We start from the raw sequence: 24284 nt of genomic DNA, 5'->3' as shown, positions 1-24284 counted from the left end.
GGTTTTACGGAACATATTATGCAGCCCACCTCAATTACGCTGAACCCGATTTCTCATATGGAAGGCACGATTAATCTGCCCGGTTCGAAAAGTTTGTCCAATCGTGCTTTATTGTTGGCGGCGTTGGCAAACGGCACAACCCATGTCACAAATCTATTAGACAGTGATGATGTGCGTCACATGTTAAATGCATTGAAGCAGCTTGGTGTCAGCTATTACTTGTCTGAAGATAAAACAGAATGTAATGTGACAGGGTTGGGAAAGGCTTTTCAATGGCAATCGGGATTGTCACTATTTTTGGGTAATGCCGGCACTGCAATGCGCCCGTTGGCAGCGGCGTTGTGTTTGCGTAATACCAATGCAGAAACCGGTGAAATCGTACTGACCGGCGAGCCGCGCATGAAAGAACGCCCGATTCGGCATTTGGTCGATGCGCTGCGTCAAGCCGGCGCTGAAATTGACTATTTGGAAAACGACGGCTATCCGCCGATTGCGATTCGCAACCGTGGTTTGAAAGGCGGCAACGTGCGGATCGACGGCTCGGTTTCCAGTCAGTTTTTGACCGCACTTTTAATGGCGGCACCGTTGGCGGAGTCGGATATTGAAATTGAAATTATCGGTGAGCTGGTTTCCAAACCTTATATTGATATTACGTTGAACATGATGGCGGTTTTCGGGGTGCGGGTGGAGAATCAGGATTACCGCCGCTTCCATATCAAAGCGCCCCAACAATATCAGTCACCGGGGAATTATCTGGTAGAAGGCGATGCCTCATCGGCATCTTATTTTCTGGCGGCGGGTGCGATTAAAGGAAAAGTGCGGGTGAGCGGAATCGGCAAAAACAGCATTCAGGGCGATCGTCTGTTTGCCGATGTGCTGGCAAAAATGGGGGCGAAAATCACTTGGGGCGAAACGTTTGTCGAAGCGGAAAAAGGGGAATTGCACGGTATTGATATGGATATGAACCATATCCCCGATGCGGCGATGACAATTGCCACCACCGCACTTTTTGCCGAGGGTGAAACGGTGATCCGCAATATTTATAACTGGCGGGTGAAAGAGACGGATCGTTTAAGCGCAATGGCGACAGAATTGCGCAAAGTCGGCGCCGATGTGGAGGAGGGCGAAGATTATATTCGGATTCAACCGCTGAAAGCCGCGCAATTCAAACATGCGGAAATTGAAACGTATAATGATCATCGTATGGCAATGTGTTTTGCTTTGATTGCGCTGTCGGATAGCGCCGTAACAATTTTAGATCCGAATTGTACCGCCAAAACATTTCCGACCTTTTTCAATGAATTTTTGGCAATAGCCGCTTAATGCAGGGGCAACAGGCATATCATGGTGATATGCCTTTTTTATAAAAAGGATAGCCGAATGATCATGCGTTCTCTTTCTCTCTTTTCCGTTTGCCTGCTGAGTGCTTGCAGTCTGGTGAATTACCAACCGGTCAAAACGATCGGGCAAGTGAAACCCGAACAAGGTTATCGAATGCTGCAACAGATTAGTCGCCCGAGCGGCAGTGAAAATTTTATTATTTTAATGCTCTCCGGCGGCGGCACGCGTGCTGCGGCGTTGGGGTACGGCGTGTTGGAACAGCTGGCGCAAACCAAAATCAAAGGCGATGATCGCGGCGAAAGCTTGCTGGATAACATTGATATGGTTTACGGGGTTTCCGGTGGTTCGGTATTGGCGGCATATTTTGCGCTGTACGGTAAACAGACGATTCCTGACTTTGAAAGGAAATTTTTACGTCTGGACTTCCAAAACCAAATCATCAAACAGGTTTTTTCATTCTCCAATCTCCCGCGCTTGACTTCGCCCCAATTCGGGCGTGGGGATTTATTGCAAGAGCAGTTGAATCAGACCTTGTTTAAGGAAGCCACGTTTTCCGATCTGGAAAAGCGGCGGAAAGGGCCTTTTGCGGTGATCAGCGCCACCGATATGACGATTGGGCAACGGCTGAATTTTACGCAAGAATTTTTTGACATCATGTGTTTGGATCTGGGGAATTTGCAGATTGCAAGAGCGGTGGCGGCGTCAAGTGCGGTTCCGCTGGTTTTTGCACCGCTGACACTGAATAACAATGGCGGCAATTGCCATTTCCAAATGCCGCCGGATATGCGTCAAGCAATGGAGCAGGAATCGGGGGCGGGAATGCGCGACAAAACCCGTGAAGAGTACAAGCAGATGATTTCCGATTATCAGAACAGTCGGGAACGTCCGTTTGTCCATTTGATTGACGGTGGTTTAACCGACAATCTGGGCTTACGCAGTTTGCTGGATATGGGGGATATTTACGGACAGGATCTGTTGTATAAAAAAGTGACGGAGGGCGATATTCGCAATATTGTCGTGATTAACGTCAACGCACAGAATCAAATCAGCAGTGATATCGATAAAACAGCGGATGTGCCGGGGATTGGTGATGTGGTCAATGCGGTCATCAATGTGCCGATAGATCAATATTCGCTGGAATCATTACGCCGTTTTCGCATATTTACCGACGATTGGAACGAAAAATTGGGCAAGCGCAACCATGATAAACGGGTGACATTGCATTTTGTCAGCCTGAATCTGAAAGATCTGCCGCAGTCGGCACTGCGCGACGAGGTGCTGAATATCAGCACGTCTTTCTATCTGCCGCCGAAAAATGTCAATCAGTTGAAGCAGGCGGCAAAGATGCTGCTGCAACAATCGGAAGAGTATCGACAGGCTTTACAAGTGTTGGCAAATTAGACGGCATTTTCCCAACGTGTGGTTTTTACGGCAGTAAGTGAATTTTTATTCATAAAAGTGAGTTTTTATTTAAATATAGACTTTAAAAATGATTTGACGCATAATATTCAACCGCAAAATAGATTTTATACGTTCAATTCGATCTCTCTCAATAATAGGAATTATTATGTCTGCGACAATTCTTGAAACGCTTCCGTCCGGTCAAAAAGTCGGTATTGCTTTTTCCGGCGGTTTGGATACCAGCGCCGCTTTGCTATGGATGCGCCAAAAAGGCGCCGTTCCTTATGCCTATACCGCCAATTTGGGGCAGCCTGATGAAGAGGATTACAATGCGATTCCGCGTAAAGCCAAAGAGTACGGGGCCGAAGACGCACGCTTGATCGATTGCCGCACCCAGCTTGCCCATGAAGGAATTGCCGCAATTCAGTGCGGTGCATTCCATATTTCTACCGGCGGCGTCACCTATTTCAACACCACACCGTTGGGACGTGCGGTGACCGGCACGATGCTGGTTGCGGCGATGAAAGAAGACGATGTGAATATTTGGGGCGACGGCAGCACCTTTAAGGGAAATGATATTGAGCGTTTTTACCGTTACGGTTTGCTGACCAATCCGAACTTGAAAATTTATAAACCGTGGTTGGATCAGCAGTTTATTGATGAATTAGGCGGTCGTCACGAAATGTCCGAATTCCTGATTGCCAACGGCTTTAACTACAAAATGTCGGTTGAAAAAGCCTATTCCACCGATTCCAACATGCTGGGGGCGACCCACGAGGCAAAAGATTTGGAATTCCTGAATACCGGAATTCGTATCGTCAAACCGATTATGGGCGTGGCGTTTTGGGATGAAAATGTCGACGTCAAAGCGGAAGAGGTGACGGTTCGTTTTGAAGAGGGCGTGCCGGTTGCGCTGAACGGCAAAGAATTTACCGATCCTGTCGAACTGTTTTTAGAAGCCAACCGTATCGGCGGTCGCCACGGGTTAGGCATGAGCGATCAAATTGAAAACCGTATCATCGAAGCGAAAAGCCGTGGTATTTATGAAGCACCGGGCATGGCATTGTTGCATATCGCTTACGAGCGTTTGCTTACCGGTATTCACAATGAAGACACCATCGAGCAATACCGTATCAACGGCCTGCGTTTGGGGCGTTTGTTGTACCAAGGCCGCTGGTTTGATCCGCAGGCACTGATGCTGCGTGAAACCGCACAACGTTGGGTGGCGCGTGCGATCAGCGGTGAGGTTACATTGGAATTACGCCGCGGCAACGATTACTCGATTTTAAACACCGTTTCGCCGAATCTGACTTACCAAGCGGAGCGCCTGAGCATGGAGAAAGTCGAGAATGCGCCGTTTAGTCCGGCGGATCGTATCGGACAGTTAACGATGCGTAATCTGGATATCGTGGATACTCGTGAAAAATTGGGCATTTATACGCAAACCGGCTTACTGCTTGCGGGTAAAGATTCGGTATTGCCGCAATTGAGTAAAAAAGAGTAATTGATTCCTCGATCGATCTGTTCCGACCGCACTTTTGAGTGATCAAAGTGCGGTTTGTCGTTTTTATTGCCGTTATATAAAATCAGGCATAAAGCTGTTAAAATCCCTCACAATTTCTGACTTATAATTAAGGATCTGTTTTGGCATTACTGAATTTAACCAATGCTTATTTATCGTTTAGCGATCATCCGTTATTGGATCATGCGGATTTGCATATTGAACCCGGCGAGCGGGTTTGTCTGGTCGGGCGCAACGGCGCCGGCAAATCGACCTTGATGAAGATCTTGGCAGGTGAACAAACCCTTGATGACGGTACGTTACAGCTGGAAAGCGGCGTGGTGATTTCCCGATTGGAGCAAGATCCGCCGCGCCATATTGAAGATAACGTGTTTGATTACGTTGCCGAAGGGATTGCCGATTTGGCGGATTTGCTCAAGCAGTATCACCGTTTGTCGCATCAACTGACGGTTGATTATTCCGATGAATTGTTACAGCAATTGGCGGAAGTACAAAATGAATTGGATCACGCCGACGGTTGGCAAGTGGAAACCCGAATTCAGGACGTATTGAAACGGTTGGAACTGGAGCCTGACACCTTGTTGTCGGCATTATCGGGCGGTTGGCAACGCAAGGCGGCATTGGCGCGCGCACTGGTCAGTAACCCGACCATTTTGTTACTGGACGAGCCGACCAACCATCTGGATATTGATGCAATCGACTGGCTGGAAGATTTTTTGTTGGAATTTACCGGCAGTATTGTATTTATTTCCCATGACCGTGCTTTTATCCGCAAAATGGCAACCCGAATTGTTGATTTGGATCGCGGAAAACTGGTCTCTTATCCGGGCAATTACGATCTGTATTTGACCGCCAAAGAAGAAAACCTGCGGGTAGAAGAGTTGCAAAACGCATTATTTGATAAAAAATTAGCGCAGGAAGAAGTGTGGATTCGTCAGGGGATTAAAGCACGCCGTACCCGTAATGAAGGCAGGGTGCGCGCATTGAAAGCCTTGCGTGAAGAGCGCCGTCAGCGACATGAGGTGTTGGGAACGGCAAAAATTCAGCTTGATCAGTCGAATCGTTCCGGCAAAATCGTCTTTGAGATTGAGAATCTGGGCTATCGGATTGGCGACAAAATGTTGTTACAACAGTTTAGCGATAATATTATGCGTGGTGATAAGATTGCACTGGTCGGCCCGAACGGCTGCGGAAAAACCACGTTTATTAAACTGTTATTGCAGCAATTACAACCGACAGCCGGCAAAGTACGGTCGGGAACCAAGCTGGATATTGCCTATTTTGATCAATACCGAGCCGATCTCGATCCGGAAAAAAGCGTGATGGATAACGTGGCGGACGGTAAGCAAGATGTGGAAGTCAACGGGCATAAGCGCCATGTATTGGGTTATCTGCAAGATTTTCTGTTCCCGCCGAAACGGGCGATGAGTCCGGTGAAAGCGTTGTCGGGCGGCGAACGCAACCGTTTGCTGTTGGCAAAATTGCTATTGAAACCGAATAACTTACTGATTCTGGACGAACCGACCAATGATTTAGACGTGGAAACGTTGGAGCTGCTGGAAGATATTTTAAGTGAATATCAAGGCACACTGATTATCGTCAGCCATGACCGCCAGTTTATTGACAATACCGCCACCGAATGTTATTTCTTTGAGGGTAACGGCGTGTTGAACCATTATGTCGGCGGCTATAGCGATGCGAAACAGCAACAGCAAAATTACTTTGCGACGTTACGGCAGAAAACGGCTGAAGCGGCGCAAAGTGCGGTTCAGGCGGAAGACGAAAAAAAAATAAAGTCGAAAACCGCGGAACGTAAAGTCAAATTAAGCTTTAAAGAACAACGTGAGTTGGAGCAAATGCCTCAACTGTTGGAGGCGCTGGAAGCGGAAATCGAGGCGTTACAAACCGAAGTCGGCAGCGCTGAATTTTTCCAAAAAGATCACCAATACACCAGTGAAACCCTGCAACGTTTGGCGGAGAAAGAACTGGAATTGGAACAACATCTGGAACGTTGGGAAACGTTGGAAAAGAGGAGTAACGGCAATGTTTAGACAAAGTGCGGTTAAACCGCACTTTGTCTACGATGTCGCAGAATTTTGCCGCACTGATGATGACTTCTGATTAAAGAGCGGTTTTATTTTGCTAAAACCGCTTGATCCGCAACCTTATTTTATCACTCTCAGCAACGCTTCACCGATCTCCGCCAAGCTGCGCACGGTGGTGACGCCGGCGGCTTCGAGTGCGGCGAATTTTTCATCTGCCGTGCCTTTGCCGCCGCTGATGATAGCGCCGGCATGCCCCATGCGCTTGCCTTTCGGGGCGGTAACGCCGGCAATATAGGAGACCACGGGTTTGCTGACATGGCGTTTGATATAGGCTGCCGCTTCTTCCTCCGCCGAACCGCCGATTTCACCAATCATCACAATCGCTTCGGTTTCCGGATCTTGTTCGAACAGGGCGAGAATATCGATAAAACTGGAGCCGGGAATCGGATCGCCGCCGATGCCGACACAACTGGATTGCCCCAGACCGCAATCGGTCGTTTGTTTGACCGCTTCATAAGTGAGCGTACCGGAACGGGAAACGATACCGATTTTGCCTTTTTGGTGAATATTACCCGGCATAATGCCGATTTTGCATTCGTCCGGTGTAATGACGCCGGGGCAGTTAGGCCCTATCATACGAACGCCGGTTTGATTCAATTTTTGTTTGACCGCCAGCATATCCAGTGTCGGAATGCCTTCGGTAATACAGATGATCAAGTCGATACCGGCATCAATGGCTTCGAGAATCGCATCTTTGCAGCCCGGCGCAGGCACGTAAATGACACTGGCTGTGGCGCCGGTGGCTTGTACGGCATCGGCAACGGTATCAAACACAGGCAAGCCCAAATGTACGCTGCCGCCTTTGCCCGGTGAAGTACCGCCGACCAATTGTGTGCCGTAGGCTAACGCTTGTTCGGAGTGGAAAGTACCTTGTCCGCCGGTGAAGCCTTGACAAATGACTTTGGTGTTTTTATCAATTAAAATAGACATTATTTCTCCTCCGCAGCACTAACCACTGATTTAGCCGCATCGGTCAAACTATCGGCGGCGATGATATTCAAACCGCTATCCGCTAAAATTTCACGACCTAATGGGGCATTGTTGCCTTCCAGACGCACCACCACCGGAATGGTTACGCCGACTTCGTTGACGGCGTCGATAATCCCGTTGGCAATTAAATCGCAACGCACGATACCGCCGAAAATATTCACCAGTACGGCTTTGACCGCCGTGTCGGACAGAATAATTTTAAAGGCTTCGGCAACCCGCTCTTTGGTTGCGCCGCCGCCGACATCCAGAAAGTTGGCCGGTTGTCCGCCGTGCAGTTTGATGATATCCATCGTGCCCATTGCCAGACCGGCGCCGTTGACCATACAGCCGATATTGCCGTCGAGCGCAACATAGTTCAGCTGCCACTTTTCCGCCAACGCTTCGCGCGGATCTTCCTGACTGGCATCGTGCATGGCCTGTAAATCGGGGTGGCGATAAGTGGCGTTACTGTCGGTAACGATTTTTGCATCGAGACAGAGCAGTTGATCATTGTCTAAAATGACCAATGGATTGATTTCGACTAAAGCTAAATCTTTTTCAATAAACAATTTTGCCAGCTGCGTGAAAATATGGCTGAACTGTTTGATTTGTGCCGCTTTTAATCCCAGTTTAAACGCAAGTTGGCGCCCTTGATACGGCATCCCGCCCAATAATGGATCAAGGCTGATTTTGTGCAGCAGCTCAGGTGTTTGTTCGGCGACTTCTTCAATATTCATGCCGCCTTCGGTGGACGCCATCACGACAATGGTTTGCGAACTGCGATCCAGTACCGCACTTAAGTAGAGCTCTTTTTTGATCGCAGAACATTGTTCCAGATAAATCGTATTGACCGGTTGTCCGTTTTTGTCGGTTTGGAAGGTGATCAGGCGCTTGCCGAACCATTGATCGGCAAAGGCATTGATTTCCGCTTCACTTTTTACCAGTTTTACCCCACCGGCTTTGCCGCGGCCGCCGGCGTGAACCTGGCATTTGGCTACCCAAGTGTCGCCCTCGAGTTTTTTTGCCGCTTCAAGCAACTGCTGTGTATTTTGGCAGGCGTAGCCGAGCGGAACGGGAATATGGTAGTCGGCAAAGATTTGTTTGCTTTGGTATTCATGCAGATTCATTTTTTATCCTTGTCAGCGCAGTCGAATATTGGAGGGGCGGTTGTATCGCCCGTCCGCTTTATAAATCAGAAACAGTCTAGATTTCCAATAAGATTCGTGTCGGATCTTCCAGCAGTTCTTTGATAGTGACCAAGAAACCGACGGATTCCCGCCCGTCAATCAAGCGGTGATCATACGAGAGGGCAAGATACATCATCGGGCGAATCACCACTTGTCCGTCTAAGGCAATCGGGCGTTCTTTAATTGCGTGCATACCTAAAATCGCACTTTGCGGCGGGTTGATAATCGGGGTGGACATGAGTGAACCGAATACACCGCCGTTGGTAATGGTGAAATTCCCACCGGTCAAATCGTCAACGGTTAATTTTCCGTCTCGCCCTTTTTCAGCCAATTCTTTGATTTGTTGCTCGATTTCGGCCATGGTCAGTTTGTCGCAGTCTTTTAATACCGGCGTGACTAGGCCGCGCGGGGTGGAAACTGCAATACTGATGTCAAAATAGTTATGGTAAACAATGTCTTCGCCGTCAATGGAGGCATTGACTTCGGGATAGCGTTTCAGGGCTTCGACCACGGCTTTGATATAAAAGGACATAAAACCTAGGCGTACATTGTTGCGTTTTTCAAATTTCTCACCGTAGGTTTTGCGCAGTTGCATAATCGGCGACATATCGACTTCGTTAAAAGTGGTTAACATGGCGGTACTGTTTTTGGCTTCCAGCAGGCGCTCGGCAACACGTTTGCGCAAGCGGGTCATTGGTACGCGTTTTTCACTGCGGTTTGCCAATGCCACCGAACTGTCGGTGCCTTCTTTATGGATTTCGGCGGCTTGTTTGGCAAGATAGGCATCAATATCTTCACGGGTAATTCGGCCGCCGACGCCTGAACCTTGAATATCGGAAGAGTCGATGTTGTTTTCGGCTAATAAACGGCGTACCGACGGGCTTAGATTGTCATTGGAGTGGTTTTCTTCGGTGCTTAAAACCGCACTTTGACGTTCAGCGGGGGTTGCTGCCGGTTCATTCACCGTGTCTTTGGTTATGGTGCCGGCGGCAGAGGCCGGCTGCAATTTGCCCAATAAGTCATTACTGACCACGGTAGCGCCTTCTTCTTGCAGGATCGATTCTAAAACACCGTCTGCGGAAGCCGGCACTTCCAGAACCACTTTATCGGTTTCAATTTCGACGATAACTTCATCACGGGCAACGCTGTCGCCGACTTTTTTATGCCAAGTCGCAACAGTCGCATCTGCAACGGATTCGGGTAAAACAGGGGTTAAAATATCAATACTGCTCATGTTTAGATCCTTTCAATTAGTCAATTTTATACGATGAAATTCTGTTGGCTGTCATTTATTCCACTATTCAACCAATAACGCATCTTCCACTAAGGCTTTTTGTTGTGTGTTGTGCAGTGAAGCAAAACCGGTCGCCGGTGAAGCCGAAGCCGGTCTGCCGACATAATTTAAGGTTGCGCCGGTCGGCAGTGAAGTTCGGAAATTATGCTGGCTGCAATACCATGCGCCTTGGTTTAACGGCTCTTCCTGACACCAGACGAAATCTTTTACATGCCGATACGGTTCCAGTACGCTCAGCATGTCTTCGCTCGGATACGGATACAGCTGTTCGATACGGATTAGCGCGACATTAGTTTGTTGTTTTTCACGGCGTCTTTCCAAGAGATCGTAGTAAACCTTTCCGGAACAGAGTACGACACGCTCTACCGCCGTCGGATCCAGCGTATCGAACTCAGGCAGCACCGGTTGGAAAGTGCCGTCCAGTAATTCGGACATATCGGATATGGCCAACGGATGGCGAAGCAGCGATTTCGGCGTCAGTGCGATTAACGGACGGCGCATCGGGCGAATCATTTGGCGGCGCAGCATATGGTAAACCTGTGCCGGGGTCGACGGTACGCAGACCTGAATATTTTGTTCGGCACAGAGCTGTAAATAACGCTCCAAACGGGCAGAGGAGTGTTCGGGGCCTTGACCTTCATAACCGTGCGGCAACAACATTGTCAGCCCGCACATTCTGCCCCATTTTTGTTCGCCGGAGCTGATAAATTGATCGATAACCACTTGGGCAACGTTGGCGAAATCGCCGAATTGCGCTTCCCAGATTACCAGTGTTTTCGGATCGGATGTGGCGTAACCGTATTCATAAGCCAAAACGGCTTCTTCCGACAAGACCGAATCCCAAATTTCCAACCGCCCTTGCTGATTATGTAGATTTGCCAATGGGATATAATAGGTTCCGTCTTCTTGGTTGTGTAGTACGGCATGGCGGTGGAAAAAAGTACCGCGCCCCGAATCCTCACCGGAAAGGCGGATTGCATTGCCGTCATCCAACAATGTGGCGTATGCCATGATTTCAGCCATTCCCCAATCAAACGGTTTTTCCCCGTTCGCCATCAATTCGCGATCCTGATAGATTTTTTTGACACGGTTATGCAGTTTGTGTGATTCGGGATAGAGGCAGACTTTTTTAGCCAACGCAACAAACCGCTCTTGCGGGAACTGGCTTTCGTAATGGGTCGTCCAGTCATGATCAAGGTAGTTGATCCATTCCAGTGAAGTGCGGTCCAGCTCACGCCACTCTTTGACGACCCGTTCGCCGTTATCGAGCGCATCACGATAATTATTCATCATTTCGAATGTCAGATCATCGCTTAACACTTCTTCGGCAATCAGCCGATCGGCATAAACTTTACGTGGTGTCGGGTGTTTTTTGATCTGTTTATACATCATCGGCTGGGTTGCCGACGGTTCGTCGGCTTCATTATGACCGTGGCGGCGATAGGAAACCAAATCGATAAAGATATCGTTTTTGAATTTGGCGCGATATTCCACCGCCATGCGGGCGGCATAGACAACCGCCTCCGGATCGTCACCGTTAACGTGAATGACCGGCGCATCAATCATTTTGGCAATATCGGTACAATATTCTGTGGAACGGGTATCGCCGGTGTAGGAAGTAGTGAAACCGATACGGTTATTGATCACGACCCGAATGGTGCCGCCAATGGTATATCCGCGGGTTGCAGACATATTTAACGTTTCTTGGATAATGCCCTGTCCGGTGACCGCAGAATCGCCGTGGACGGTAATGCCCAGCACCTTGATGCGCTCATGATCCTGCAATCGGGTTTGCCGCGAGCGCACCGAACCGATCACCACCGGACTGACGATTTCCAAATGTGACGGATTGAATGCCAGTGATAAATGAACCGAGCCGTTTTCCGTCATAAAATTGGAGGAAAATCCTTGATGGTATTTCACATCGCCGGTTCTGTCCTGACTGTGTTTTCCGGCAAACTCATCGAACAGCTCCGCCGGTTTTTTCCCTAAGACATTCACCAGCATGTTCAGGCGGCCGCGGTGTGCCATGCCCATGACAATATCTTTGGCGCCGAATTTACCGGCATGGCGAATGATTTCTTTCATTAACGGGATAAAGGCATCACTGCCTTCCAGCGAAAAGCGTTTGGCGCCCGGAAATTTTGCGCCCAGATAACGTTCAAGCCCTTCGGCTGCGGTCAACTCTTGCAGATAGGTTTTCTTTTCTTCGGCACTAAAGAGCGGTTTGTTCAGGCGCGCTTCCATTTTTTGTTGCAGCCAGTCGCGCACTTCAACATTATGGATATGCATAAATTCAAGTCCGATAGTGCTGCAATAGGTTTCATGCAATTTTTCGGACAGTTCGCGCAGGGTAATGTTTTCCCGATCGTAAACGTATTTACCGATATTGAACTCTTCATCTAAATTTTTATCTTCCAGCCCGTAGAACTGATAGTCCAGATTCGGCACTGAAAGACGGTTCCACATTTTCAGCGGATCCAGATCCGCACGCAGGTGTCCGCGATAGCGGAAAGCATTGATATATTGCAGCGCGCGCACTAAGCGGCGGCTGGCGCTGGGATCGATAATGGTATGCGTACCGGTTTTGTTGGTGTTTTCCTTGGCTAGCTCACGAAAATATTCCCGAACCGGCGTATGCGCCTGCTCGGCAGCGACCGCTTTCGGCCAATGGTCGAAAATTTGTTTCCAGCTGGCATCAACACGTTGCGGATCTTTAAGATAGTCTTCATAGACTTGTTCTACATATGTCTGGTTGGATCCGCCTAGTGCGCTGGAGTCCAGCCAATCCTGCATACTACCGTTTTGTCGCATAACTACCTGACCTTTTTAAGATAACGATAAAATTAAATGTTCAGTAAGATTAATAATGGATTTTATGAATAAATTTAACATGTTATTGCGAATAACCAAATAAAAAATATTGTTAGCGCAATCAACCGACGATTTATATTTACTTGGTCAATTATACTGAATATTTTTTTCCCATAATGTGACCTGCCTAGAATTTTTTACAAAAAAATAACATTTTGTGCGAAAGCTGCTTTAAATTTGGCGGCGAAAAGACTAAATTGTTGAAAATCCATTTTACATTAGCCTTTTATTTGTGCTAATAAAAGAGCATCGTCTCAGTAGTTCCGGGTATAAAAAGATATTTAATATTAACAAATTTTTAACATGAAAAGGGAGTGAGCATGACAGAGTTAAAAGCAACATTATCGATAAGTGACGGGCGCGAGCTTGAAGTGGACGTGCACCGTGCCGTCTTGGGGTATGATGCGATCGATGTTCAGTCATTGGTGAAAAATCATCTGTTTACCTATGATCCGGGCTTCATGTCGACCGCATCGTGCCAATCTGCAATTACCTATATTGACGGTGACGAAGGTGTTTTGTTACACCGTGGGTATCCGATCGAGCAACTGGCGGAAAATGCCGATTATCTGGAAGTCTCTTATTTGTTGCTGTTCGGCGAGCGCCCGAATAAAGAGCAATACAAAGCTTTTGAAGCACGGGTGAAAAAACATACGTTGGTACATGAACAGATTTCCCGTTTCTTCCACGGCTTTCGCCGAGATTCCCATCCGATGGCGATAATGTGCGGTGTCAGCGGGGCGTTGGCGGCGTTTTATCACGACTCTATCGATGTCAACAATATTTATCACCGTGAATTGACTGCCTATCGGCTATTGGCCAAAATGCCGACATTGGCTGCAATGTGCTATAAATACTCAATCGGTCAACCGTTTATGTATCCTCAGCGTCATTTATCATTTTCAGGCAACTTCCTATACATGATGTTCGCCACGCCGTGTGAGCCTTATATGGTCAATCCGGTGCTGGAAAAAGCGATGGATAAGATCTTTATTTTACATGCCGATCACGAGCAAAACGCCTCGACATCAACAGTCCGTACCGCGGCATCTTCCGGTGCGAATCCGTTTGCCTGCATTGCGGCGGGTATCGCTTCTTTATGGGGGCCGGCGCATGGCGGCGCCAATGAGGCCTGTATCAATATGTTGGAAGAGATCGGCAGCGTTGATCGCATTCCTGAATATATCGAGAAAGCCAAAGATAAAGACGATCCGTTCCGCTTGATGGGCTTTGGACATCGGGTCTATAAAAATTATGATCCGCGCGCCAAAGTGATGCGCCAAACCTGCCATGAGGTGCTGAAAGAGCTGGATGTTCAAAATCCGTTATTGGATGTGGCGCTGGAGTTGGAGCGCATTGCGTTGAGCGATCCGTATTTTGTCGATCACAAATTGTACCCGAATGTGGATTTTTATTCCGGCATTATTCTGAAAGCGATCGGGATTCCGGTTTCTATGTTTACCGTTATGTTCGCTTTGGCAAGAACCGTCGGCTGGATAGCTCACTGGAAAGAGATGTACAATCAAGGGGCAATTAAAATCGTTCGTCCTCGCCAGTTGTATGTCGGCCATCCGCAACGTGATTTTGAGGCAATGGACAAATCATAATTGCTATGCTCGGCATGGCTGTTAACGGATTGACCTGATACGTAGACGGCATTGAGAAAAAACACAACCGCACTTTAGGATTTGAACCGACAAGTGCGGTTTTTTTATGCGGCTATTGTTTGATTTTCGATTTTATTCACGGTCATAAGACTGGAATTATTATTATCGGGGATAGGGAGATAGTTGGACATTCAACAGAGAAAACAATTGAAAAACGGCGCTTGAATATCGATAAAACAAGCGCCACTCCGGTTTTACAGGCTTTTCTGATGATTCAGAATAAGTAGTCTGTCATGTATTATTTTGAGGTTTGTTTCTCGCGGATTTCAGCCAAGGTTTTACAATCGATGCACAAATCGGCTGTCGGTCGTGCTTCCAGACGGCGGATACCGATTTCCACACCGCAGGATTCACAATAGCCGAAATCGCCGGTGTCCAGTTTCGCCAGCGTGTGATCGATTTTTTTCAGCAATTTACGCTCGCGATCGCGGTTTCTCAATACCAGACTGAACTCTTCTTCTTGTGTGGCGCGGTCGGCCGGATCAGGGAAATTTGCCGCTTCGTCTTGCATTTGCGCCACGGTTTTACCGGCTTCGTTGACAATTTGTTCACGCCATGCGGTCAAGATTTTTCTGAAATGAAGAAGTTGTTTTTCATTCATATATTCTTCACCGTCCTGCTCCTGATAAGCATCGACACCGGCCAAAGCCAACAGACTCAAAGATGTTTTTGGAGCTACTGCACTCATGATGTTCTCCCCTACAAGATAATTTCATACTGCATCAACAACGTGAAAATTACCCGATTGTTTTAGTCGAAAAAGTAAAAAAGTTAGATTGTTAAAAATTGAGACGATTTTAAAGGCGATATAAATAGCAGATGTTAATTCTTTTGGCAAATAAAAAGCAGGTTGCGGCGGTATGATTTTTAGCCATTCGAATAAAGACATTAAAAAACAAATGGTTAAAAAGGTAAAAAAAATCCATGTTTTGCGATCCGGATCGCAAAAATAATCAGGCGGGTTATGGTGGCGGCAATGTTTGTTTCACAATCATTTCCGGTATTCCACTTGAGGCGAGCGGATTGATGAAATTGAACCATCTGGCTATTTGCTGGCTGTTAAGCCTGAGTCAAATCTTCTTTATGCCGGCAGATTGGCTTGATTACCAGCCGGTATTGATGGGCGCTTCAGTATTTGTATTGGCGACAACCGTTTTTTCCCGCCGATACCGCACTTGGTTATGGTGGTTGTGTAGTTTGCTGCTGTTTAGCGGTTATTTGCAAGGGCAGCTCGTCGCAGTATTACGCGATGCGGAAAAAATAGCCGAGTTGCGCCGGACTGTTATTGATACTGAGCTTGAGGTTATCGGGCTGCGGCGGATAAAAGAGAATCCACAAGTCGTGGCTAGGGTCGATTTAACCGAATATCAGTTAGGCAGGGTAAAAATTCAGCTGAATTGGCAATTGCCGCAAGAACCGCACTTGGGTGATATTTGGCGGGTGAAGCTGTCGTTGCGCCCTCTCAGTTCACGCCTGAACGAAGGCGGCTTTAACCGCCAGCGCTGGTTATTGTCGCAATCGGTTTTGGCCTCGGCAACCCTTAAGCAAGGGGAGTGGCAACAGCGGAAGTCGGATTGGCGGCAACAAAAACTGCAACAGGTGATTGCCCAAACGGACAAGCTGCGTTATCAGGGCGTGATTTTGGCGCTGGCTTTCGGCGAACGGGCGTGGCTTAACGATGAGGACTGGCGAGATTTCCGTGAAAGCGGCACTGCGCATTTAATCGCTATTTCCGGCTTACATATCGGTTTGGTCGCAGGATTAGCATGGGGGCTGGTTCGCCTTTGTCAGATCGTGCTGCCGTCTCGTTACCTCTCTTATCATTTACCGCACTTGGCGGCGCTGGCGGCGGCAGTTTTCTATGCGTATCTGGCTGATTTTTTAATTCCGACCCAACGGGCATTGTGGGGTTATGGTTTTTGGTTGCTGCTGATGTTTTGCCGTATTTACCTGCCGCCGTGGAAATTGCTGTTGCTGCTGGTTGCTTGGCTAAGTTGGCTTGATCCGTTAAGTGTTTTAAATGAAAGTTTTTGGCTGTCGTGTGGAGCGGTTGCCGTGCTTTGTTTTTATTATCGTTTTTTCCCGCTCACTCGTTTACAGTGGCAGGGGCGTTCATTAAAACAGGTCTTACCTGCTTTCGTTTATCGCTTGGCGGCATTGGTTCATTTGCAATTCGGCTTGCTGTTGCTATTTACCCCGTTACAAGTGCTGATTTTTCAGGCGGTTCCGCTCGGTACATTTCTCAGTAATTTGGTTTTAGTCCCGCTTTTCGGTATGGTTTTGGTGCCGTTAATTTTGTTACAGCTGTTTGGGATCGGTTTTGGCTGGGAGCCGATTGATTTTATCCTTGTGCAGAGTTTTACCGTTTTGCAATGGTTGCCGAATCACTATTTAGCGCTGTCATATCAACAGCAGTGGATCGTGTCGGGCGGTTGTGCGGCGGTATTATTGTTATTATCGGCGTACCGCACTTTACGACGAGATAAAGAAAAAGTGTCGACGACACAAAGCAACGGCTATCGTACGGCATTATGCGGACTGATCTTGAGTGTCGGTTTGATATTGTCGGTAGCGCAAACGCGGCAGAAACCGGACTGGCGGCTGGTGATGTTGGATGTCGGACAAGGGCTGGCGACCCTGATTATCCGTGGAAATAAAGCGGTCTTGTTCGACAGCGGGCAGTCGTGGCAGGGCGGCAGTATGGCGGAAGCAGAAATTTTACCCTATTTGCGGCGCAACGGATTACAGCTCGAGCAATTGATTGTCAGCCACGATGACAACGATCATGCCGGCGGTGTTGCGGATTTACGCCGTGCGTTTCCAAATGCGCTGTTGGTGCGCGCCTCGAATCGTGGATACGGTGCGACACATTCCCGATATTGCCGACAGGGCGAATATTGGCAATGGCAAGGATTTCAGTTTCGGGCATTGGCACCGCAGACGATTTCCGATGTGGCAAAAAATCGAGATTCCTGTGTTTTACTGGTCAGTCGGGATCATCTCCGCTTTGTATTGAGCGGTGATATTGATATTCACGTAGAGAACCGGATTGCGGCGGATATCGGCAAAATAGACTGGTTGCAAGTCGGCCATCACGGCAGTAACGGTTCGACCGGTTGGCTTTGGCTGGCAAAATTGCAGCCGACGGCGGCACTGATTTCCAGCAGTCTGCATAATCAATGGGGATTTCCGCATAACGAGGTGATCCAACGGCTGAAACAGACATCAAGTGCGGTCTACAATACCGCACTTGACGGGCAAATCAGTATTGATGTGCGCAACGGCCGTTGGCGAATTTCAACGGCGCGAAACCGCTTAAGCCCTTGGTATCAGATAATTATTGGCTTAGAAAAGGAAATACAGTTAGAATAAGCCCATTTAGCGTTTTCATTACCGTTCGACAGAGCGATGGACTATGATTAATGGAAGATAAAGATTTCTCAACAGCCAAAACATTTAAACGCCTTTGGCCGATGATTTTGCCGTTCAAATCCGGATTAATTGTGGCGGCGATTGCCCTGATTATCAATGCGTTGACCGATGCGGGTCTGATTTCAATGTTGAAGCCGTTACTGGATGACGGTTTCGGAAAAGCCGATACCGATTTCTTGAAGCTGATGGCGGTGTTGGTGGTCGTGCTGATTTTCTTCCGCGGCTTGAGCAATTTTGTGTCAACTTATTGTTTGGCGTGGGTTTCGGGCAAAGTCATCATGACGATGCGCCGCCGTTTATTTAAGCACATGATGTATATGCCGGTGACGTTTTTCGACAATAATTCTTCCGGCAAACTGCTGTCTCGGATCACATATGATTCCGAACAGGTGGCGTCTTCGGCGTCCGGTGCGTTGGTGACCATTGTGCGTGAAGGTGCGTATCTGCTTTCGTTGTTGGGCGTGATGATTTATACCAGTTGGCAGCTGTCGGTCGTGCTGTTTGTTATCGGCCCGATCATTGCGGTGTTGATTCGAATCGTTTCCAAACATTTCCGCCGTCTAAGCAAAAATATGCAAACCTCAATGGGGGAACTGACTTCATCAGCCGAACAAATGCTGAAGGGGCATAAAGTCGTGTTGTCGTTCGGCGGGCAAAAAGTGGAAGAACAGCGCTTTAACCATGTCAGTAACGATATGCGCCGCAAAGGTATGAAAATGATGATGGCATCGGCGATTTCCGATCCGGTGGTGCAGATTATCGCCTCGTTTGCCTTGGCAATCGTGCTGTATTTGGCGACCATGCCGAGCATTATGAGCCAAAACTTGACGGCGGGGGCATTTACGGTGGTGTTCTCTTCCATGTTGGCGATGATGAAACCGCTAAAATCGCTGACCAATGTCAATGCCCAATTTCAACGGGGAATGGCCGCCTGTCAAACCCTGTTTTCGATTATGGATTTACCGACGGAAAACGATCAAGGTACATTGGAAAAAGATAAAGTGGACGGCAATGTGTGTTTTAACAATGTCTCTTTCCATTATCAGGGCAAAGAACAAAATGTATTGCAAGACGTTTCGTTTGAGGTCAAGGCCGGCAGCACGGTGGCGCTGGTCGGGCGTTCGGGTTCGGGTAAATCGACGATTGCCAATCTGTTAACCCGTTTTTATGATGTCGAGCAAGGCGAGATTTTGTTGGACAATGTGAATATCAAACATTATACCTTAGCGAATTTGCGCACTCACTGTGCCGTGGTGTCGCAGCAGGTGCATCTGTTTAATGATACCGTTGCCAATAATATTGCCTATGCGGCAACCGAAAAATACAGCCGCGAACAGATTGTCGAAGCGGCAAGGGCGGCGCACGCACTGGAGTTTATCGAAAGTCTGCCGCAAGGCATGGATACTGAAATCGGCGAAAACGGTGTGATGTTGTCGGGCGGACAACGGCAGCGTTTGGCCATTGCCAGAGCACTGTTACGCAATGCGACGGTATTGATCCTCGATGAGGCGACGTCGGCACTGGATACCGAGTCGGAGCGTGCCATTCAAGCGGCAATTGACGAGTTGCGCAACAATCGCACCATTATTGTGATTGCCCACCGTTTATCCACCATTGAAAATGCCGATGAAATTTTGGTGGTTGATCACGGGCAGGTTATCGAACGAGGTACGCATAACCAATTATTGGCGGACGGTAATGCCTATTCGCAATTGCACAAATTGCAGTTCAGCCAATAAGCAGCGAAAGGACGCAAAGATGAATTTTTGGTATCAAAAAGGTATTCCGGCTTGGTTGCTTTCCCCACTGGCATTACTGTTTTGGGGCGTAACCGCACTTCGCCGTTTCGCTTACCGTATCGGGCTGTTTAAATCTTGGAAAGCGCCCGTGCCGGTAGTGGTTATCGGGAATTTGTCGGTCGGCGGCAACGGTAAAACGCCGTTTACCATTTGGTTGGCGCGCCAATTACAGCAACGCGGGCTGAAAGTCGGGATTATTTCCCGTGGTTACGCACCCGGCAGCGATCGGGCAAAGCAGTATCCGCTGCTGGTCAGTGCCGATTCCGATCCGGCGGAAGTCGGTGACGAGCCGGTACTAATCGCACGCCGCACCGGTGCCGGGATTGCCATCTCTCCCGATCGCCGCCAGAGCATCTCATTGTTGAATAAGGCCTATCATATTGATGTGATCCTCAGTGACGACGGCTTGCAGCATTATGCATTACAGCGTGATATTGAAGTGGCGGTGATCGACGGGCAGCGGCGCTTCGGCAACGGTTTTTTACTGCCGGCAGGGCCGCTGCGTGAATTGCCGAACCGTTTGAAAGGGGTAGACGCGGTGGTTTGCAACGGTGATAACGCACAGGCAGGGGAAATTGAAATGCGCCTGCAAGCGGAAGTAGCGGTAAATCTGTTAACTCAGGAAGAACGCCCGTTAAGCGAATTTATTGCACAACCGATTGTAGCGATGGCAGCCATCGGGAATCCGCAGCGCTTTTTTAATATGTTGAAAAAAAAGCAGTTTAACGTGGTCAAACAGAAAGCGTTTGTCGATCATGCTCAGTTTTCCGAAGAAAAACTGGCGGCGCTGGCAACCGCACGGCAACCGTTGTTTATGACTGAAAAAGATGCGGTAAAATGCAGCCGCTTTGCGCGGGCAAACTGGTGGTATGTGCCGGTAGAAGCGCAACTTCAGCCGACAATCAACGGGTTAATCGAAAAAATTATGCAAGAGGTGAACGGTGAACAATAAGATTTTACAGGTTATCGCCTGTCCCCGCTGTCATGCCAAGTTACAGTATGACAAAGAAAATCAGCGTTTAATTTGCGAATATGAGCATTTGTCATATCCGATCCGAAACGGTATTCCGGTGTTGCTGCCGGAGAGCGGTGTCGCGTTGAACGACAATCAGAAGGAGTCATAAATATGGTAACATTCAGCGTGATTATTCCCGCCCGTTATGCATCTTCCCGTTTGCCGGGCAAGCCGTTGGCGGATATCGCCGGAAAACCGATGATTCGGCATGTTTGGGAACAAGCGAAAAAATCAGGGGCAAAACGGATTATCGTCGCCACCGATCATGATGAAGTGGCCGCCGTTGCCCAAGCGTTTGGCGCAGAGGTGTGCATGACGGCGGCCGAGCATAATTCGGGAACCGAACGTTTGGCGGAAGTCGTCGCCAAAACAGGCATGGCGGACGATGAAATTATCGTGAACGTACAGGGCGACGAACCGTTGATTCCGCCTGCGATTATTCGTCAGGTTGCGGAAAATCTGGCAAACAACCCGGTCAAAATGGCAACATTGGCGGTGAAAATCGAAGAAGCGGACGAACTATTCAACCCGAATGTCGTCAAAGTGTTGACCGATCGGCAAGGATTTGTACTGTATTTCTCAAGAGCGGCGATCCCTTGGGATCGCGATCAATTTGCAGCGCTGAAAAAAGGCGACATCCGTGAAACGGAACTGGATTTGGCAAAAATCGGTTATTTGCGCCATATCGGCTTATATGCTTATCGTGCCGGCTTTATTCAACAATATGTCGAATGGCAGCCGACCGCACTTGAACAGGTTGAATCACTGGAACAATTGCGGGTGTTGTGGTACGGCGAGAAAATTCATCTGGCGTTGGCAAAAGAAGTGCCGGCGGTCGGTGTGGATACGTTTGATGATCTGGAAAAAGTTCGTCAAATTTTAACTCAGTAATTTCAGGAACAAACTATGTTAGATAAAATTTTAGGTTCGGTGGTTTCAGGTGTGTTGGGCGGGGAAGCCGGCAAACAAAGTCAGGCGATGGCGATAATTAATGCATTGCTGTCTTCCCAAGGCGGGATTCAGGGCATTTTGGCAAAATTCCAACAAGGCGGGCTGGACGATTTGTTGCAGTCTTGGCTGGGAACGGGAGAAAACAAAAGTATTTCGCCGACACAGGTCGAAGATGTGTTCGGTAAACAGGAGTTGCAGCAAGCGGCACAGCAAGCCGGTGTTAAAGACGAAGCGGAAGCGTCGGATCTGCTTTCCCAATTTTTGCCACAAATTGTAGACAAATTAAGCCCGAACGGCGCACTGGATAACAATGCCGACGGGGATTTATTGTCGAAAGGCATTCAGTCGGTACTGAACAGCTTTTTGAAATAATTGATTTTTCTATTAAGGTGGGCGAAGCCCTGCGTAACCCACCGATTTTTCCCGTCGATTCCTTTCTAAGATAGAGCGCCGTCCGATGTTCGATGCCAAACGATTTCTTGCCGAAGTGACCTCTGAACCAGGGGTGTACCGAATGTATGATGATAAAAACACCGTCATCTATGTCGGTAAGGCGAAAGATCTGAAAAAGCGTCTTTCCAGTTATTTTCGTAAAAACGTGTCCGGCAAAAAAACGGAAGCGCTGGTGGCGCAGATTGCACAAATTGACGTCACCGTTACTCGTTCGGAAACTGAAGCGCTGTTGCTCGAACACAACTACATCAAAAAATATCAGCCGAAATACAATGTCTTACTACGGGACGACAAGTCTTATCCGTTTATTTTGCTGACGAAAGAACGGCATCCGCGCCTGACGGCTTTTCGCGGCAGCCACAAAATTACAGGCGATTATTTCGGCCCTTATCCCAATGCCGGTGCTGTGCGCGAAACCTTGTCGCTGATCCAAAAGCTTTTTCCGGTACGGCAATGTGAAGATACGACATACCGCAACCGCTCTCGCCCTTGCCTGCAATATCAAATCGGGCGTTGTTGCGCACCTTGTGTCAGCGGCTATGTCAGCGACGAGGAATATCAACGGCAAGTGGGTTATGTGCGTCTGTTTTTGCAGGGCAAGGATCAGCAAGTGTTGCAGCACTTGGTTACACAAATGGAACAGGCAAGCGCCCAATGGGATTTTGAAAAAGCGGCGGCATACCGTGATCAAATTCAGGCGGTGCGTGCCGTGACCGAAAAGCAAATGATCTCCAATCAAGACACCGAAGATCTGGATATTATCGCCATTGCCTACCAACACGGCATCGCCTGTATTCATGTGATGTTTATCCGGCAAGGCAAAGTGCTCGGCAGTCGTAGCTATTTTCCGAAAATACCGAGCCATACCGCACTTGACGAAGTCAGTGAAACCTTTTTCGGTCAATTTTACCTGCAAGCCGGACAAGGACGCACTATGCCGAAAAAAATCATCACCAATCGTCAACTGCAACAAAAAACCGCACTTGAAACCCTGTTGGGCGAACAGGCGGGCTGTCATGTCACGATTCAGGACAACGCAAAAGGCAAACAGTCCAAATTTTTGCAGCTGGCGCAAATCAATGCCGATATTGCCCTGACCGATCAGCTGAAGCAAAGCGGCAGAATCAAAAAACGCTATCAGGCGTTGAGCGAATTGCTGGGGCTGACGTCGATTCGGCGCATGGAGTGTTTCGACATCAGCCACACAATGGGCGAACAAACTGTGGCTTCTTGTGTCGTTTTCAATCGGGACGGGCCGTATAAAGCCGATTATCGTCGTTTCAATATTGACGGCATTACACCGGGCGATGACTATGCGGCAATGGAGAAAGCCCTGCTGAAACGCTATAACAAACCGCTGGAAGCCGACAAAATCCCTGATATTATTTTTATTGACGGCGGTAAAGGGCAGCTGAACCGAGCCTTGGCGGTCTTTGCCGGCTTGAATGTGGAGTGGGATAAAACACAGCCGTTATTGATCGGCGTTGCCAAAGGTGTGGAGCGAAAAGCCGGCTTGGAAACGTTGATTATCAGCAAACAGGATCGCGAGCTGCATTTGCCGGCGGATAGTCCGGCGCTGCATTTAATCCAACATATCCGTGACGAATCCCACCGCCATGCCATCGGCGGCCACCGTAAAAAGCGGCAAAAAGCCTTTGCCCGAAGCGGGTTGGAATCGATCGAAGGTATCGGCAGTAAGCGCCGCCAAGCGTTGTTGAAATATCTGGGCGGTATGCAGGGCGTAAAATCCGCAACCGTCGAAGAGCTGGCAACCGTCCCCGGTATCTCGCGCAAAATGGCGGAAACGGTATTCGAGCGGCTGAAATTCTCTTGAGAGAATAATAGCGCCGGCAAAATATACAAGCGGAGAATTCCGAAAGCTGTGTTGTGTGACATTACTATGCGACGAGATTGTATAGCAATGTGCCGGTTTGATAGTAAAGTGCGGTATTTTATTTGATCTGCTTCAAAATATTGTCATTTTTCAAATGACAGAAGCTTTACACAGTTTGCAATAAGCGTAGAATCGCAATGAAATTTTCATTGTTCGACAAGCAGGCGATTATGTTCCGATTAATGCGTTTTTCTTTTATTGCATTGGGGTTAGGATATTATGCATTACCGTTAATCTCTCAGGCGGCGCCCCCGCAACAGGCGGCGCAAAACCAAGCGCAAATCGCAACGGATGCACGGCAGCAAAAACGTCAAACGGAGCGGGTTTCGGCGATACGACAGCAACAGGTGAATACGCCGGAAGTGCGGTTTGACACCACC

General features: G+C 48.4%; 18 protein-coding genes. 13 read left to right on the top strand and 5 right to left on the bottom strand.

All coding sequences use genetic code 11. From position 1 onward, the window contains the following. The first annotated feature begins 15 nt into the window (after positions 1–15). The 4 genes from aroA to OA57_RS03745 all read left to right on the top strand — a co-directional run bounded on the left by aroA (position 16) and on the right by OA57_RS03745 (position 6315). Positions 16–1323, top strand: coding sequence for a 3-phosphoshikimate 1-carboxyvinyltransferase (gene aroA, locus OA57_RS03760; RefSeq protein WP_034613775.1), 1308 nt, complete (start codon positions 16–18; stop codon positions 1321–1323). Between the two features lie 57 nt (positions 1324–1380). Further along, entirely contained in the window at positions 1381–2742 is a 1362-nt protein-coding gene (locus OA57_RS03755) for a patatin-like phospholipase family protein (RefSeq protein WP_034613773.1), read from the top strand. 166 nt (positions 2743–2908) lie between these two features. Next, on the top strand, positions 2909–4246 hold the full coding sequence (gene argG, locus OA57_RS03750; protein ID WP_034613772.1) for an argininosuccinate synthase: 1338 nt from the start codon (positions 2909–2911) through the stop codon (positions 4244–4246). A gap of 140 nt (positions 4247–4386) precedes the next feature. Continuing rightward, positions 4387–6315 (top strand): ABC transporter ATP-binding protein, encoded by a 1929-nt coding sequence (locus OA57_RS03745; RefSeq protein ID WP_034613771.1) that lies wholly within the window; start codon positions 4387–4389, stop codon positions 6313–6315. Positions 6316–6429: 114 nt separating this feature from the next. Here OA57_RS03745 and sucD read toward each other — a convergent pair whose 3' ends face one another. From sucD to sucA, 4 genes are all read right to left on the bottom strand, one after another. After that, entirely contained in the window at positions 6430–7299 is an 870-nt protein-coding gene (gene sucD, locus OA57_RS03740; protein WP_034613768.1) for a succinate--CoA ligase subunit alpha, read from the bottom strand. Continuing rightward, on the bottom strand, positions 7299–8465 hold the full coding sequence (sucC, locus tag OA57_RS03735; protein WP_034613767.1) for an ADP-forming succinate--CoA ligase subunit beta: 1167 nt from the start codon (positions 8463–8465) through the stop codon (positions 7299–7301). Before sucC ends, sucD begins: the two co-directional genes overlap by 1 nt. A gap of 76 nt (positions 8466–8541) precedes the next feature. Then, entirely contained in the window at positions 8542–9759 is a 1218-nt protein-coding gene (gene odhB, locus OA57_RS03730; protein WP_034613765.1) for a 2-oxoglutarate dehydrogenase complex dihydrolipoyllysine-residue succinyltransferase, read from the bottom strand. 63 nt (positions 9760–9822) lie between these two features. Next, the gene (gene sucA / locus OA57_RS03725; protein WP_034613761.1) at positions 9823–12633 is read right to left on the bottom strand and encodes a 2-oxoglutarate dehydrogenase E1 component; all 2811 of its coding nucleotides are present in this window, start codon (positions 12631–12633) and stop codon (positions 9823–9825) included. Positions 12634–13013: 380 nt separating this feature from the next. On the opposite strand from sucA, the gene OA57_RS03720 reads away from it, so the two are divergent. After that, positions 13014–14300: a citrate synthase gene (locus OA57_RS03720; RefSeq protein ID WP_034613759.1), complete on the top strand. Its 1287-nt coding sequence runs from the start codon at positions 13014–13016 to the stop codon at positions 14298–14300. Between the two features lie 298 nt (positions 14301–14598). On the opposite strand, the gene dksA is transcribed toward OA57_RS03720, so the two are convergent. Further along, a complete protein-coding gene (gene dksA / locus OA57_RS03715) occupies positions 14599–15048 on the bottom strand; it encodes an RNA polymerase-binding protein DksA (RefSeq protein WP_034613756.1) in 450 nt (149 codons plus the stop codon). 236 nt (positions 15049–15284) lie between these two features. Between dksA and OA57_RS03710 the strand changes: the two genes are divergently transcribed. The 8 genes from OA57_RS03710 to OA57_RS03675 form a co-directional block, all read left to right on the top strand. Beyond that, the gene (locus OA57_RS03710) at positions 15285–17732 is read left to right on the top strand and encodes a DNA internalization-related competence protein ComEC/Rec2 (RefSeq protein ID WP_052122359.1); all 2448 of its coding nucleotides are present in this window, start codon (positions 15285–15287) and stop codon (positions 17730–17732) included. 50 nt (positions 17733–17782) lie between these two features. Beyond that, positions 17783–19531 (top strand): lipid A ABC transporter ATP-binding protein/permease MsbA, encoded by a 1749-nt coding sequence (gene msbA / locus OA57_RS03705; protein WP_034613755.1) that lies wholly within the window; start codon positions 17783–17785, stop codon positions 19529–19531. Positions 19532–19550: 19 nt separating this feature from the next. Further along, entirely contained in the window at positions 19551–20543 is a 993-nt protein-coding gene (gene lpxK / locus OA57_RS03700) for a tetraacyldisaccharide 4'-kinase (RefSeq protein WP_034613753.1), read from the top strand. Then, complete coding sequence (locus tag OA57_RS03695; protein ID WP_034613751.1) at positions 20533–20715, top strand: Trm112 family protein; 183 nt, start codon at positions 20533–20535, stop codon at positions 20713–20715. The genes lpxK and OA57_RS03695 overlap by 11 nt, the downstream gene beginning before the upstream one ends. Positions 20716–20717: 2 nt before the next feature. Further along, the gene (gene kdsB, locus OA57_RS03690) at positions 20718–21497 is read left to right on the top strand and encodes a 3-deoxy-manno-octulosonate cytidylyltransferase (RefSeq protein ID WP_034613748.1); all 780 of its coding nucleotides are present in this window, start codon (positions 20718–20720) and stop codon (positions 21495–21497) included. Positions 21498–21512: 15 nt separating this feature from the next. Continuing rightward, positions 21513–21929 carry a YidB family protein gene (locus OA57_RS03685; protein ID WP_034613746.1) on the top strand — a complete coding sequence of 139 codons (417 nt, stop codon included), beginning with the start codon at positions 21513–21515 and terminating at the stop codon, positions 21927–21929. Positions 21930–22014: 85 nt separating this feature from the next. Beyond that, on the top strand, positions 22015–23844 hold the full coding sequence (gene uvrC, locus OA57_RS03680; protein ID WP_034613743.1) for an excinuclease ABC subunit UvrC: 1830 nt from the start codon (positions 22015–22017) through the stop codon (positions 23842–23844). Between the two features lie 197 nt (positions 23845–24041). Further along, the coding region (locus OA57_RS03675; RefSeq protein ID WP_034613740.1) for a hypothetical protein at positions 24042–24284 on the top strand (243 nt) is incomplete at its 3' end.

Source organism: Chelonobacter oris, from assembly GCF_000772535.1.
GTDB classification, from domain to species: domain Bacteria; phylum Pseudomonadota; class Gammaproteobacteria; order Enterobacterales; family Pasteurellaceae; genus Chelonobacter; species Chelonobacter oris.
This window is presented reverse-complemented; position numbering and strand designations above follow the sequence as displayed.